Source organism: Pseudoalteromonas sp. CO342X (genome assembly GCF_004208915.1).
GTDB classification, from domain to species: Bacteria; Pseudomonadota; Gammaproteobacteria; order Enterobacterales; family Alteromonadaceae; genus Pseudoalteromonas; species Pseudoalteromonas maricaloris.
In genome coordinates this window covers 111,509-126,045 of record NZ_SGPH01000010.1, presented here as the reverse complement: position 1 = coordinate 126,045, position 14,537 = coordinate 111,509, and the positions used below count along the sequence as shown (strand labels likewise).

The following is a 14,537-nucleotide window of genomic DNA, read 5'->3' as shown; positions in this document are numbered from 1 at the left end:
AGGCCCATACATCAGCAGTAGGTATATATGCTTCAACTTTCGCAGCAACAACAAATTGAATTACAGCAAAAATTGAGCAACGATGGCTTTGCACGGATTGAAAATATTCTAGACGATACAAACGCTCAACAACTACATGAGTGTCTCTGTAACCTAGACTACCAGCTCGCACTGTTTCATAACGGGGCAGCAAAATCAGTCAAAGACAGTGATATTCTTGCCTTAACACCGCAAGAGCAGCAAGCCTTGCTTGAAGATATACATAGCTATGCATCACGTGGGGTTGGTTTTATGTATGGCCGCCACTCCATAGAATCGACGAGCCCTGAGGCTCTGAAAAAACTCTACAATAACCTCAATAGTAGCGCTGTACAGTCCTGCTTTTCCGCTATCTCTGGACAGAACATAATCCGTACCTCTGCCCAAGCAACACGATTTATTGGTGGTCAGTATTTAACTCGACATAATGACATTGTTGAAGCTGAGGGCCGGGTTTATGCCTATGTACTCAGCCTAAGCAAAAGTTGGCACCCTGACTGGGGCGGGCTACTGCAGTTTTTTGAACGTGATGGCACACCCACTAAAAGTTATGCACCTAAGTTCAATTCACTGGTGGTGTTTGATGTAAGTAAAATTCATTCTGTGACTTACGTCGCACCATTTGCAAAAGCGCCGCGACTTTCTGTAACGGGGTGGTTTAGAACAATAGACACGTAAGCTCAACCCGTGTCTATTGTTCTAGGTGTCTATTTTATTAATATTTTTCGCTTATCTTTTCAATGGTTAAGATCAGCGCAAGGCCTGCAATGGCAAGCGCAATACATGCCAGCGTATTTGGGTCTTGACCGTATAGCGTACTATATTGCGCTGGCAAAATATTGGCCTGACTCAATGGCTTTTCGATACCACTGGAATTCACGTAAGTCGTAAGCACTTGTTTCCAAGGCCACAATAAATTAAGCGAGCCAAGTAAAAAGCCAGCTAGTAGCGAAAACGTTACTTGTTGATAGTGCGCCAATAGCCAGCTGAGTAGGCGCGAAAACGACATTAACCCCACAATACAACCTAGTAAGAATAGACTCACTAAGCCAAGTTCAAGCTGGTTCACCGCACTGAGTACATGGCCATACATACCCAATAACAGTAGAATAAAGCTCCCTGAGATCCCAGGTAAGATCATCGCGCAAATGGCAATAGCACCGGAGATAAAAAACATCCAATGAGATGCTTGTGCTTCAGCTGGTGAAAGGGAAGTAATAGCAAAGGCCACGACAGCACCAACTGCGCAGGCAATAATATTTTGGCCGTTCCAATGAGAGACCTGTTTTGCAACATAAATAAAAGAAGCGACGATAAGACCAAAGAAAAATGACCATACCAGTGTTTGGTGTGCTTCCAATAAATAAGTGATCACCTTCGCCAAAGACGCTGCACTGATGAGCAAACCAGAAAATACCGCCAGTAAAAAGCTACCATCAATGTACTGCCAAGTTGCTTTTAGGCCGTCACGGCGCAGTGTACTCAAAGCCTGTAAGTTCACACTTTTAATGGCATTTAAAAAACGTGCATAGATACCGGTAATAAAAGCAATGGTGCCGCCGGAAACGCCAGGGACAACATCCGCAGCCCCCATTCCGGCACCTTTTAAAAACATAAAGAGATAGTCTCGTTTGCTATCTTTATACTGCACAAATTTCTCCTTTCATTTCCACTGCCGAGCAGTTTAACTTAAAACGCTAAAAAATAGCGACAGCTAAAGCTTTCGCTTAACTGGTCGATAACCAATTATGATATTTTACGCGCTTGTACCATGATCATCAGAACGCTTTTATTACTTGTTACGGCTTTACCCGCGACGACTTTTGCAGCAGAACATATTGATGCAGCACCGCTTGGTTCTCTTTATCAGCAAGACGCTAATCGCTTCTACGAGCCATCGCAACTGATAAAGCTGGAAAGCGAAAACAAAAGCTTTTATGTATTTCATCAAGAATATATGGCAGCTGCTCGTGAAGGCATCGTGATCTTATTACCAGACATGCAAACTCCGCCCCTCAATAACAGCGGCATAAGCTTTCTTGCAAAACGCTTAAGCGATGATGGCTACGACACCTATACCCTTACTCCGCCAGACCTTTCTTATGCACCGAGTCTACTAGAGCAAGACATCGCGCTCCCCGATGCTGAAAAACCGGCTCAGCAAACGCTTGCCCCCATTTCAGAATCTAATCTCGACGAATATAAAATGGCCTTGATCAGCCGCTTTGAGGTGCTTTATAACACCCTGTCCATGACTCAAACAGAAAAGTTGGTGGTTGTCGCATTTGGTAATAGCGCAGGTTTATTCGGTGAGCACTTAGCCACCCTACCCAATCTACGTATCGATGCCTTTGCCGTTGTAAGCCCACAACTACCTAATGCAACGCGGCAAAAGCACTTGGCATCCAACCTTTCTTTGATAAGCCCTGCTTTACTGGATGTTTACTACAGTTTTGACAATCCTATTGTGGTCGACAATACGCCAGACAGAGCCCGCTGGGCGAGAAAAAACAGTAAATTTGATTATCGCCAACGGGAGCTTTTTGGAGAAAAAACCGATCCACTCCAACATCAAAGGCTCAGAAAGGAGTTACTCGGTTTTTTACGCGTCTTATAGTGTTTCAAGTTAGCTCTTTTTTAAATATTCATAGGCAGACTGAATATCTTGGCTTTTGCGCTTTGCCACTTCCATCATATGCTTAGGTAATCCCTGAGACACCAATTTGTCAGGGTGATGCTGCGACATTAGTTTGCGGTAAGCTTTTTTGATTTCACGCTCATTCGCCCCTTCACTCAATCCCAGTACAGCCAATGCTTTAGCACGGTTTAAACCGTTATCTTGTGGTGCTGGTTGACGGCCGCCCTGTTGCTGGTGTTGATGTTGCGATCTCCCCGACGCCTGAGAGCGACGAAACTCAAATTCTGCTTGGTAGCGCTTTAGCAGGAACAAAAAGTGTGTTTCTGCGAAACCTAAATACTTGCTCACCTGTTTAAGTAAGGCCTTCTCCGCATCAGACACATGACCATCACAAAATGCCATTTGAATTTGAATCTCTAAAAACAGCTGCCTCAAGTCATAGCGTCTAGCAAAAGCTTCTTTAAAATCGGTAACCGCTTCTTTTATCGAAAAGTCGCTGCTTTTTCCCGCAGTAAACGCATGTTGCGCTTCTTTTCGCTCTTCACCCTGCAAGCCCATTTCGCTCATAAACGCAGACGCAGCTTGAATGTGGATTTCACTGACTCGACCATTAGACTTGGCGATATGTCCCATCACAGAAAAACAGCTGGAAAAGAACAAGGCTTGGCGCTCATGCAGATCTTCACCTTTCATGAAACCTTGAAAGCCACCGACTTTATCAAAATCCTGACGCAAACTTTTATCAAATAAATGGCCGAGATAAAAACCTAAAATAGCGCCTAACCAACGACCAAATAAAAAGCCGAAAATTGTGCCTAATAATTTACCCCACATCGCTATACCCTAACTTTTCGTTGATCATTTTTAGTCGCTCTGGCGTGCCAATGTCGTCCCATGCGCCCAAATACAGTTCAGTAGAAACTTTATGCTGCTCAAGCCCACTGCGCAGCAACGGCCCTAGCTTTATAAAGCCAGCCCCAAGCTCGGCAAAAAAACTTTGGTGATATTTACCAATGCCGGACAAGGTATACTTTTGCTGATTGAGCGGCTGATGGGCAAGGCAAAAATCGCCTTCAGGATTATGCTTGGGATTTTCTACCAACACAATGTGCGCCTCGCAATGGCCCTCAGCTATGCTGCCGAGCTGTAACTGCATTAGGCTGCTGACATCATAGTCCGTAAAAATATCGCCATTGAGTACAATAAAGCTGTCATCCTGTTCACATAACATCGGCAATGCTTGAATTATTCCACCTGCAGTTTCTAATCCGCCTTCAGGCTCATCGCTGTACTCAATATTGACACCGAAGTGAATGCCATTGCCGAAATAGTCTTTTATCACCTGACCTTGCCATGCAAGATTTATCACAATATCGCAGATCCCAGCCGCTTTTAAACGCTCGATATGATGCTCAAGTAGTGGTTTTCCTGCGACGTTAAGCATAGGTTTTGGTTGGTTCGCGGTCAGTGGCATCATGCGTTTACCACGACCAGCAGATAAAATTATCGCTTTCATTGTTACTTCTATTTAGTGCCTAATTTGGCCTGCGCTTGAGGCATTATGTCATTCTCCAGCCAGCTTGCAAGCCACTGAAATTCTTTATACTTATTCGCCACTTCAACAAGATAGCGTAAGGTTGGCAAAATATTTTCTAAGTACCCGCCTTTGCCGTCTCGCTGCAATAGGCGAGTAAAAATCCCGGCAGCTTTAAGGTGCCTTTGCATCCCCGTTAAGTCAAAGTAATGTTGGTAGGTGCTAAAATCCATATCGCCTAATAAATTTGCCGCTTTTAAGCAATCAAAGCTATGTTGCTGAAGCTCAGTAAACTCATGTGCATCAAGGCGAGTATAACAATCCCGCAACAAAGAAACCGCATCATAGGTGACAGGTCCTTGTACCGCATCCTGATAATCAATGAGATACCACTGAGACTGATGACATATCAGGTTGCGACTATGAAAGTCTCGATGCATCGTAACCTGCGGCTGGCAAGTCATCGCATCAACGAGTTTCAACTTCACATTATGCCACTGCACTTGTTGATATTCGGTGGGTGTTAAACCAAGCCATTTTGTTACAAGCCACTCGTAAAAGATATTAAGTTCCATATCAACGAAATCAGCATCATAGGGCTTCATCCATTCACTCTTTGGTGTTTTGGCTATTTCTGGAATAAGCGCTATCAGCGCACGATAGTCCTCTAGCCGAGAAGGCAATGCCAACCTATCGGCCAAATGCTCAGAACCCAAGTCTTGTAACAGTAACAGCCCTTGCTCTTCATTACTCGCAAGGATTTGTGGCACATTGAGGCCTTGCTCTGCAAACACCGTATTTAAACCGATAAAAGGGGCATTATCGAGTTTATCGACTGGTGTTTCCATTAAGATCCACGACATCGTTTGTCGCTTAACGCGATAATAACGGCGGAAACTGGCATCCGAGGTGATAGCCTCACACGTAAAATCGTCGCTATGTATTGCTTGCTGTATAAACTCGACGCGCTGGTTTTGACTATTCATGGATTAACTATTACACCTTCTACTTGTAAATATTTAAATGCTACTGTATTTCCGACAGTTTTCATTTATCATGATGAGCTTATTATTAAATGCTCAGCTAATAGGTTATTAAATGCGCAAAATTTGGGGCTTGGCTGTATTATCCGCGATTCACTCTACAGCTTTTGCTAATACGAACATTGTCGCCGCACAATGTAAAGACTATATGCAGCCAGAAAACTGGAAGCCGTTAGCCTCGCTGCCCAAAAATGCCATTGATATCGTTGCCGATGACTTAGAACTACAAGGTACTGATAGCGCTGAGTTTTCGGGTAATGTGGTGATTAACACTGAAACCATGAGCTTAGAAGCTAGACGTGCGCTAATCGATAAAAAAGAAGGCCTGCTCAGCGCTTCTGGACCACTACTCTATCGTGACCAATTTACCAAAGTTCACAGCAATGGGCTATTCGCGGATTTAAATGCTAACACCGTGAGCTTGCTTGGTGCTGAATATGAATTAACAGACCAGCAGGGCCGCGGTGGTGCAGAGAAATTGCATGCCTCTGGCAGCAAAATTTCACTCGACAACTCCAGCTTTACCACGTGTCCTGCTGATGACCCATTTTGGAGTATCGAGGCAAGCAGCATTGTACTTTCTCGAGAAGACGGTTGGGGTGAGACCTATAATACGGTGTTCAAAATTATGGACACGCCCATTATCTATTTACCCTATTTTACATTTCCAATCGACGATAGACGAAAATCTGGCCTGCTGACGCCGACAATTTCCAGCTCAAATAAATTTGGCTTGGAGCTGATCACCCCTTATTATCTCAATCTAGCCCCCAACTACGACGCGACCTTAACGCCAAGATATATGGCCAATAAAGGATTTCAGCTTATTACCGAGTTCAGGTATTTAACTGAACAACATCAAGGTAAAATTGGGGTGGAATATCTCAGTAAGGATGATTCCGAGCCGCAGCTAGACGATCGCTATCTTGTGCATTGGCAACAAAAAAGCTATTTAAGTGATAAATGGCGCGCATTTGTTGATGTCACAAATGTCAGTGACGATAACTATCTCACTGACTTAACATCCGAATACGCCAATGAAACTGACACTCAGTTATATCGCACCGGCAGTCTAAGTTACCTTGGTGAAGACTGGTTAGTCGACTTAAAGTTGCAAGATTTTGAAGTGTTGGGCGATCACAGAGAATCCTACACTGCACTACCGCAAATTAGCTTCCGTACACGTGACAGTTATGAACTTGTCGGCCTTGATTGGGACTTTGAAGGTGAGTTTGCCTATTTTCAAAATGATGCTTTGCCAATCTCAGAGGCGTCGCGATTACACCTAGAACCTCGCGTGTCTTTTTCACGCAGCGACTACGCTTGGTCATTTACTTCAGAAGCACGCCTACTTCACACGCGTTATGAACAAAATATCGATGTGCCTGATACAGAGTATGAGGAGTCTGTCACGCGTACATTGCCAAGTTTACGGGTACATGGACAACTGAATTTTGAACGCAGTACCGAGTTCTTTTTTGAACAAGGTACACAAACGCTTGAGCCACAAATTCAGTACCTTTACACACCACACAGAGAGCAAAGCCAAATTGGCTGGTACGATACGGCTAAGTTACAAGATGACTTTATTGGTCTGTTTAGAGCACGCCGTTACTCAGGTTATGACCGTATTGCAGAAGCCAATCAATTCACCGTGGGTGCAACCACGCGTGTATTCGATAGCAGTAATGTCGAACGCTTTAACTTCAGTGCAGGTCAGATCATTTATCTTGAGTCATCTGTAAAGCCTTCTGAACAGCTATTTACTGATGATACCAACTATAATGCACTATTTGCCGCTGAATCCATGTTACATTGGCATAAGCGCTGGTACCTCTCAGGTGGGGTGCAATACGATGTGGATAGCAAAGAGTTAGTGCAGTCTCACTTTACCTTGGACTATAAAGGAGACGACAAGCAGTTAGTGCAATTGAACCATCGTTATGTTAATGATGTCTCAGACTATGAAATTGACCAAGTCGGTCTCTTTACAAGTTTACCAATTGACGATAACTGGCAATTTGTAGCAAGCTATCACCGAGATATGACGGCAAATAGAAGTGTTGAATCCTTTGTTGGTGTTCAATACCAGTCTTGTTGTTGGGCTATTCAGGTGACTGCGAATCGTCAAATTGAAACAAACTTAAACCAAACACTTACAAATGATGAAGCAGTGTTTGATTCTGGCTTCAGCCTGAAATTTGTCCTTACAGGGCTTGGAAGCCAAAGCAGTGGTGATGCGAGTAAACTCCTTCAACAGGGTATTTTTGGTTACCGTAGACCGTATTTTTTGAATAAATAGAATTTAGAAAGCCGTATGAATTTAAAAAAGTTGTTATTAGTGGCCTCATTAAGTGCAGGCCTGTTTACTCAAGCACATGCTGAGCGTGTAAAGCTAGATACTGTTGTTGCCACGGTTAATGATGGTGTAATTTTACAAAGCGAAGTCGATCAAATAATAAATCGTGTTAAAGAACAGGCTGAGCAGCAAGGCACAGAGCTTCCTAGCGATAAAACATTACGCTTACAAGCCATCGATAAACTCATTGAGCAATCTTTAATGTTGCAACTGGGTGATCGCATGGGTATGCAAATTTCCGATGCTCAATTGGATCAGACCATTGCAAATATTGCCCAAGATCAAGGCGGTACTATCGCTGACCTACGTCGCTCAGTTGAAGCGAGTGGCGAAAGCTTTCAGGCATATCGAGAAGAGATCCGTAAAGAAATAACCACAAGCCAAGTGCGCCGTGCCAGTGTTGATCGCCGTATTTATATTAGCCCTCAAGAGGTGACCAACCTGCAAAAAATCTTGAGTGAGCAAACGGGTAACTCGGAAGAGTATGATATCGGCCATATCTTGATTAAGATCCCAAACAAAGCAACGCCAGAAGAAATTGAAGACGCTCGTGAGCGCGCTGATAACGTGATTAAGTTTTTGAACGAAGGTAAAGAGTTCAAGCGCATCGCAATTGCCTCTTCGAGCGGCTCAAAAGCACTAGATGGTGGTCAATTAGGCTGGATGGGCATTAACGAAATGCCAACCTTGTTCGCTGAGGCCATTAAAGGTGCGAAAAAAGACGACATCGTTGGTCCACTGCGCTCAGGTGCAGGTTTCCACATTCTAAAAGTACAAGATATTCGTGGTCGTGAAGTCGTTGAAACCGTTGAGGTACGTTCACGCCATATTTTAATCAAACCGTCTATTATCCTAAGTGAAGAAAAAGCCCGCTCAATGCTAACAGGTTTTGTTAAAGACTTGCGCGCAGGAACCGCTGACTTTGCTGCGCTAGCTAAAGAATATTCTGAAGATCCGGGCTCTGCACTTAAAGGCGGTGAGTACGATTGGACAGATCCAACTACATACGTACCAGCGTTTAGAGACACTCTGTTGTCGCTAGAAAAAGATCAGATCAGTGAACCATTTAGAAGTACATTTGGCTGGCACATTGTACAACTGCTAGATAAACGCGTGGCCGATAAAACAGAACAAGCCAAGTTAAATCGCGCACACCGTCTGCTGTTTAACCGTAAATTTAAAGAAGAAAGCTTTAAATGGATTAAAGAAATGCGTGACCAAGCGCATATTGAAATTATCGAAGCGGAATAACGGCTATGACACTCAGAATCGCAATTACACCGGGTGAGCCTGCAGGTATTGGCCCAGATCTTGTTATCAAACTGGCTCAGCATGCATGGCCTGCTCAGTTAGTTGCGGTGGCTGATAAAAGTATTCTAGAAAAGCGCGCCAAAGAACTTGGTGAGCAAATCAAGTTATTGCCGTTTGACAGCGATGCTGCGCCTGAAGCGGCACCTGCTGGTGCTATTTACTACCTTCAAGTAGACAAAGGTGCTGAAGTGGTCGCTGGTCAATTAGATGAAGCCAATGGCCATTATGTGCTCGAAACCTTGCGCATTGCCTCTGAAAAGAATATGGATGGGACATTCGCAGCGGTAGTCACGGGTCCTGTTCATAAAGGCATTATTAACCAAGCTGGGATCTCGTTTAGCGGCCATACTGAGTACTTTGCACAGCAGTCTGATACCGCTGATGTCGTTATGCTACTCGCAACCGAAGGGCTGCGTGTAGCGCTAGTTACTACGCATATCCCACTGGCGTATGTATCAAAGGCGATTACGCCTGAGCGTCTCAGCAAAGTCATTCATATTTTACATCACGACCTACAAACCAAGTTTGGTATTGAACAACCCAGAGTATTAGTTTGTGGATTAAATCCGCATGCTGGAGAAAGTGGTCACCTTGGTCGTGAAGAAATAGAAACCATTGAACCAACACTGGAAATGCTGAATAAACAAGGTATGAACTTGGTTGGACCGCTGCCAGCTGACACCCTTTTCCAAGCTAAATATTTAGATAATGCTGATGCTGTGCTCGCAATGTATCACGATCAGGGCTTACCTGTGTTAAAATATAAAGGTTTTGGAAACTCAGTAAACATCACCCTAGGATTACCCTTTGTTCGCACATCGGTTGATCACGGTACAGCGCTTGATTTAGCTGGCTCTGGTGATGTTGAAGTGGGTAGTTTTGAATTAGCGATCCGCGAAGCAATTAAGCTCGCAACCAAAAAAGCACAGAATGCATGACAGATAAAGTACATCTCGGACACAGAGCGCGTAAACGCTTTGGTCAAAACTTCTTAAATGACAACAATATTATCGACAAGATAGTAACCGCTATCGACCCAAAACCTGAAGACAATCTGGTTGAAATTGGTCCTGGTTTAGGTGCTATCACTGAGCCTGTTTGTGATTTAAGTGGTCACCTAACCGTTGTAGAACTCGATAAAGATCTTGCCGAGCGCTTGATCCATCATCCATTCTTGGGACCTAAATTAACGGTTCACCAAGGTGACGCGATGAAGTTTGATTTCTCTTCTTTAATCAAAGAAGGGGAAAAACTGAAGATCTTTGGTAACTTACCTTACAACGTATCAACCCCTTTGCTATTTCACTTATTTGAATTTGCCGATCAGGTCGAGCATATGCACTTTATGCTGCAAAAAGAAGTGGTTAACCGTATGGTTGCAGGCCCTGGCAGCAAGGCCTTTGGTCGCTTGAGCGTAATGACGCAGTACTATTGTCACGCTATTCCCGTGATTGAAGTACCACCACATTGCTTTAAACCGGCACCAAAAGTTGACTCGGCAGTTGTTCGATTGATCCCAAAAGATCCGTCACAACGTACAGCTAAAAGCACTAAACTTTTGAATACTGTTTGCTTAGAAGCGTTCAACCAACGCCGTAAGACACTAAGAAATAGCTTATCGAACCTGTTAACCGAAGAGCAGCTGCGAAACTTGGGTATTGACCCTACGCTTCGTGCTGAAAACCTGTCGCTTAACCAGTTTATTGAAATTGCAAATTGGATATATGACAACTCAAACTAATATTGGCTCACCGATCAAGGTATCGGTAGAGACCTTTTACGTTGAAGCGCAATCACAGCCTGAAAAGGACAAATATGTGTTTGCCTACACCATTACCATCAAAAACCATAGCTTATGTAACGCTAAGCTACATAGTCGTTATTGGCTCATTACCGATGCTAATGGCAAAGAGACCGAAGTAGAAGGTGATGGTGTTGTCGGTGAGCAGCCCACCATTCGTCCTGGCGAAAGCTATCAGTACACCAGCGGCGCGGTGCTCGATACCCCAGTTGGTACGATGGAAGGGTATTATTTAATGCGTAATGAGTTTGGCACCGAGTTTAAAGCGCCAATCAATGTATTTAGACTCTCCTGTCCAAATATTTTGCATTGATACCGTTTTTATTTTGCGGAAGCGGGTTTACCCCGCGTTCCTCATACGTGCTAGACATCAGAATAAAAACATTGAGTTATAAAAAACCACAGGTAATAAATGGCAAAATACGCAATTGGAGACTTGCAAGGTTGCTTCACTCCACTCATCGGGCTACTCGATCAAGTCGACTTTAACCCAAGCCAAGACCATCTATACTTTGTCGGTGACATCATCGCCAGAGGACCTGATTCACTTGCTTGCCTAGAGTTCCTCTATCAACACGCTGGCTCTATTAGCATTACACTCGGCAATCACGATCTCCACTTTTTAGCCTGTCTTGCTTTGGGTGTCGCTCCGAACCCAAAAGATAAATTAGACGCGGTTTTTGCCAGCCCTAAATGCCAAAAATATGCTGACTTATTACGTTCACAGCCGCTGGCTATTTGGCTTGAAACACAGCAAACTTTTATTTTTCATGCAGGTATTCATCCAAGCTGGAATATTACGCAAGCGCTAGAATATGCACGCTTTGCCGAAACCATTTATCAATCAACAAAAGCCCCTGAGTTTTACGCCAATATGTACGGTGCTCACCCAGGACTTGAGCTCAACAAGCTCAGTGAACAAGATAAGTTTAAAGCCATTGTTAACGTCTTCACTCGAATGCGCTTTCTAAAACAAAATGGCGAACTGGATCTTAAGAACAAGTCTGGCCTAAAAGATGCGGCAGGTCTCACTCCGTGGTTTGAGCTCAGCCAAACATCAGCCGACACTACCCTACTTTTCGGCCACTGGGCTGCTTTGGAAGGCGAAACCAACAAGAAAAATATTATTGCCTTAGACACTGGCTGCGTGTGGGGAGGCCCTATGACAATGATAAATATCGACAGTGGCGAAAAGTACCAGCATAGCTAACCTCTATAACAGCCCTAAATCAACGTTAGGGTAAGCACTTACTTTAACTTTTATTAAACTAGGGCCTGTTGATCTTTCAAGTTTGTTTTTGCAGCAGTTTGATTGGTATTTATACAAGGCAGAGCCTGCGTAGCATAGTTATTCTATGTGAGTCAGGCGATAACACAGTAGAAATGCCAATCAAGCGCTGCCCTTTGGGTTCACCTGAGTGCGCTTTGTTCATTGTTGCTCAACTTTTGCTTAGATTACTAGGCGGCAAGTCGAGCGCCGCGACCAAAACACACCCAGGAGAACAAAAGTCAAACAGCAAAGGTCAACAGGCCCTAAGCTACACTCGAAGAAAACGTGAAGCTTATACTTTTTATCCGTTGAGCTGCTATTTTTTGTAATCCGACCTTTTTTACTGAAATTTTTTGTCACATCTGCTATAAAATACTTAACTTATCCGCAATAAATCCGATAAGTATCCGTATTGCTTTGTAAATTTTGTAGGACAGCTATGAATTTGACTGTTAGCCAACGTATTTGGGGTGGTTTTATTACCATCACCTTGTTGCTTCTTCTTATCGGGGGCAATTCTTTATTTAGAATTGCGAACATTGACAACTCAACTCAACAGGTTAATAACCTGTCTTTACCAGCTCTCTCTAAAAGCTCTGCTCTACAAGTAGAGTTCACTTTAATGAGCAAAATGGCTCAGGGAAGTTTTTATGCACGTTCAGAGACTGAGCTGACGACGCTAAAACAGCAATTTGCAGAGCGCCAGAAGATCTTTGACAAAACCTATTCAGAGCTGCAGCAGGTCGTTGCTGCTAATAATAAATTGGCCTCAAGCAGTCGTGATGTTGGCAAAAGTTATGATGCGTTCGTAAAAGCCATGAACAGCTTGGTAAACGAAAAAACAACTGAGCTTTCGTTACGGGACAAATTAAAAGAGCAGTTATCAACTATCGATGTTGCCGCAGAAGATGCGACTATGGTGACGGTTGATATCATTGATTTGGATGGCTTAGAAGATGCTGACAAACGTGCTTTTCAAGCTGCAAATAACTTAGAAAATAACTTTTCTTCTGTTGTGACCAGCGCCAATGATATTGTTACGGTTGAAGACATCAATACACTGGAAATAGTAAGTCGAGATCAAAGCTATCTCGTTGAAGAGCTAGGTCGTAATATTGATTTAATGCGTGGCCCCGTTAGCGCGCTTGATAGCAGTTTGTTTGCTGATCTCGAAGGCTATTACACTAATTTAAAAGGTGCAGTTACCGGCAGCAACAGCATCGCGGAAAATCAAAAACGCTTGATCAACGCATTAGCCGAAACACGTAAGGAATTATCCGACGCTGAGAAAACCACAAAAGCCGCTCTGTCTCAGCTAGATGATTTACTCTCCGAAGCGAGCCAAGTCGCCTTTAACTTACAACAAGGCGTACGTGCCGATGTAGGCACAGCAAACCTATGGACTTGGATTGGGATGATAGTAGCAACGCTAATGGCAGTCGGCGTGGCTTACATTACCGTTAGCCGAATCACAAAACCACTATCGGAAGTAAACCGAGTTTTAAACATTGTCGCCAGTGGCGATATGACACAGCGCTTAGATGACACGGCAAAAGATGAGTTTGGTGAATTATCTAGAAGCTGTAACACCCTAATCTCTAGCTTACGTGAACTTATCACTGGTATTATTTCTCGTTCGACACAGCTTGCTGCAGCGTCCGAAGAAACATCGACTATCACTACAGAATCCAGCCAAGCAATTAAGAATCAGCAGGCACAAGTAGAGCAAGCAGCTACCGCTACCACTGAGATGAGTAGCACCTCTCACGGTGTTAGCAACAGCGCGCATCAAGCATTACAAGAAATTAAAAATGCTGATAAAGAAGCGGAGCGTGTTAAAGGTATTTCACATGAGAACAAACACACTATTGAGCAACTCGCAAGGGAAGTGGATGAAGCCTCTCGCGTGATTAACAAACTACACCAAGACAGCGCTTCGATAGGCAGTATTTTGGATGTTATCCGTGGTATTGCCGAGCAAACTAACCTCCTTGCACTAAACGCTGCAATCGAAGCTGCGCGTGCTGGTGAACAGGGTCGTGGCTTCGCAGTAGTGGCAGACGAAGTGCGCTCGCTCGCAAGTAAGACTCAAGAGTCAACTCAAGAAATTCAAGCAATGATTGAATCCTTACAAGCAGGAGCCGAAGAAGCGGTAGGCGCGATGTCGAAAGGCAAACAGCAGGCGGAGTCGTGCGTAACTCAGAGCGACCTTGCTAATGAAGCACTAAACTCCATCACTGCTGCCGTTTCTCAGGCCCATGATGTGAGTGAAGAGATTGCAAACGCGGCGAATGAGCAACAACAAGTAGCACAGGAAATTAGTGAACGCTTGGAATCGATTGTAACAATCGCAGAGCAAACAGCTGAAGGCGCAAGCCAAACCTCGATCTCTAGTTCTGAGGTTGCTAAACTCGCCGAAGAGTTACGCTTATCGGTAGAACAGTTTAAGGTTTAACTATCTAACCTGAGCTTTGAGCAGAAAACAGTCTCAAAGCTTTAGGTGGTTTAGCAAAACAGCTAAGCATAAAAAAACCCATGCATG

The 14,537-nt window shown here is 43.9% G+C and carries 14 protein-coding genes; 10 read left to right on the top strand and 4 right to left on the bottom strand.

Annotation, left to right across the window (positions count from 1 at the left end; translation table 11 throughout):
• Nucleotides 1-27 precede the first annotated feature (27 nt).
• Nucleotides 28-717 (top strand): 2OG-Fe(II) oxygenase family protein, encoded by a 690-nt coding sequence (locus EXT47_RS02565; protein ID WP_039493880.1) that lies wholly within the window; start codon nt 28-30, stop codon nt 715-717.
• A gap of 37 nt (nt 718-754) precedes the next feature.
• On the opposite strand, the gene EXT47_RS02560 is transcribed toward EXT47_RS02565, so the two are convergent.
• Nucleotides 755-1,690 (bottom strand): DUF368 domain-containing protein, encoded by a 936-nt coding sequence (locus EXT47_RS02560; protein WP_039493885.1) that lies wholly within the window; start codon nt 1,688-1,690, stop codon nt 755-757.
• Between the two features lie 120 nt (nt 1,691-1,810).
• On the opposite strand from EXT47_RS02560, the gene EXT47_RS02555 reads away from it, so the two are divergent.
• The gene (locus EXT47_RS02555) at nt 1,811-2,656 is read left to right on the top strand and encodes a DUF3530 family protein (protein WP_039493887.1); all 846 of its coding nucleotides are present in this window, start codon (nt 1,811-1,813) and stop codon (nt 2,654-2,656) included.
• Nucleotides 2,657-2,665: 9 nt separating this feature from the next.
• On the opposite strand, the gene djlA is transcribed toward EXT47_RS02555, so the two are convergent.
• From djlA to EXT47_RS02540, 3 genes are read right to left on the bottom strand one after another with little or no spacing between them, the layout of a single operon-like run.
• Nucleotides 2,666-3,511, bottom strand: coding sequence for a co-chaperone DjlA (gene djlA / locus EXT47_RS02550; protein ID WP_069023565.1), 846 nt, complete (start codon nt 3,509-3,511; stop codon nt 2,666-2,668).
• On the bottom strand, nt 3,501-4,193 hold the full coding sequence (gene murU / locus EXT47_RS02545; RefSeq protein WP_039493892.1) for an N-acetylmuramate alpha-1-phosphate uridylyltransferase MurU: 693 nt from the start codon (nt 4,191-4,193) through the stop codon (nt 3,501-3,503). Before murU ends, djlA begins: the two co-directional genes overlap by 11 nt.
• An 8-nt stretch (nt 4,194-4,201) precedes the next feature.
• Nucleotides 4,202-5,197 (bottom strand): aminoglycoside phosphotransferase family protein, encoded by a 996-nt coding sequence (locus EXT47_RS02540; protein ID WP_039493894.1) that lies wholly within the window; start codon nt 5,195-5,197, stop codon nt 4,202-4,204.
• Nucleotides 5,198-5,309: 112 nt separating this feature from the next.
• Here EXT47_RS02540 and lptD point away from each other — a divergent pair, with 112 nt between their 5' ends.
• The 8 genes from lptD to EXT47_RS02495 all read left to right on the top strand — a co-directional run bounded on the left by lptD (nt 5,310) and on the right by EXT47_RS02495 (nt 14,450).
• A complete protein-coding gene (gene lptD, locus EXT47_RS02535) occupies nt 5,310-7,556 on the top strand; it encodes an LPS assembly protein LptD (RefSeq protein ID WP_039493896.1) in 2,247 nt (748 codons plus the stop codon).
• Nucleotides 7,557-7,571: 15 nt separating this feature from the next.
• Nucleotides 7,572-8,864, top strand: coding sequence for a peptidylprolyl isomerase SurA (gene surA, locus EXT47_RS02530; RefSeq protein WP_017216475.1), 1,293 nt, complete (start codon nt 7,572-7,574; stop codon nt 8,862-8,864).
• Nucleotides 8,865-8,869: 5 nt separating this feature from the next.
• The gene (pdxA, locus tag EXT47_RS02525) at nt 8,870-9,862 is read left to right on the top strand and encodes a 4-hydroxythreonine-4-phosphate dehydrogenase PdxA (RefSeq protein WP_010374725.1); all 993 of its coding nucleotides are present in this window, start codon (nt 8,870-8,872) and stop codon (nt 9,860-9,862) included.
• Nucleotides 9,859-10,665, top strand: coding sequence for a 16S rRNA (adenine(1518)-N(6)/adenine(1519)-N(6))-dimethyltransferase RsmA (gene rsmA / locus EXT47_RS02520; RefSeq protein ID WP_010606006.1), 807 nt, complete (start codon nt 9,859-9,861; stop codon nt 10,663-10,665). Before pdxA ends, rsmA begins: the two co-directional genes overlap by 4 nt.
• A complete protein-coding gene (apaG, locus tag EXT47_RS02515; protein ID WP_010374721.1) occupies nt 10,649-11,038 on the top strand; it encodes a Co2+/Mg2+ efflux protein ApaG in 390 nt (129 codons plus the stop codon). Before rsmA ends, apaG begins: the two co-directional genes overlap by 17 nt.
• A 99-nt stretch (nt 11,039-11,137) precedes the next feature.
• Nucleotides 11,138-11,935: a symmetrical bis(5'-nucleosyl)-tetraphosphatase gene (locus EXT47_RS02510; RefSeq protein ID WP_039493898.1), complete on the top strand. Its 798-nt coding sequence runs from the start codon at nt 11,138-11,140 to the stop codon at nt 11,933-11,935.
• A gap of 173 nt (nt 11,936-12,108) precedes the next feature.
• Nucleotides 12,109-12,324 (top strand): hypothetical protein, encoded by a 216-nt coding sequence (locus EXT47_RS24035; protein ID WP_039493901.1) that lies wholly within the window; start codon nt 12,109-12,111, stop codon nt 12,322-12,324.
• Between the two features lie 110 nt (nt 12,325-12,434).
• Complete coding sequence (locus EXT47_RS02495; RefSeq protein ID WP_039493904.1) at nt 12,435-14,450, top strand: methyl-accepting chemotaxis protein; 2,016 nt, start codon at nt 12,435-12,437, stop codon at nt 14,448-14,450.
• Nucleotides 14,451-14,537 lie beyond the last annotated feature (87 nt).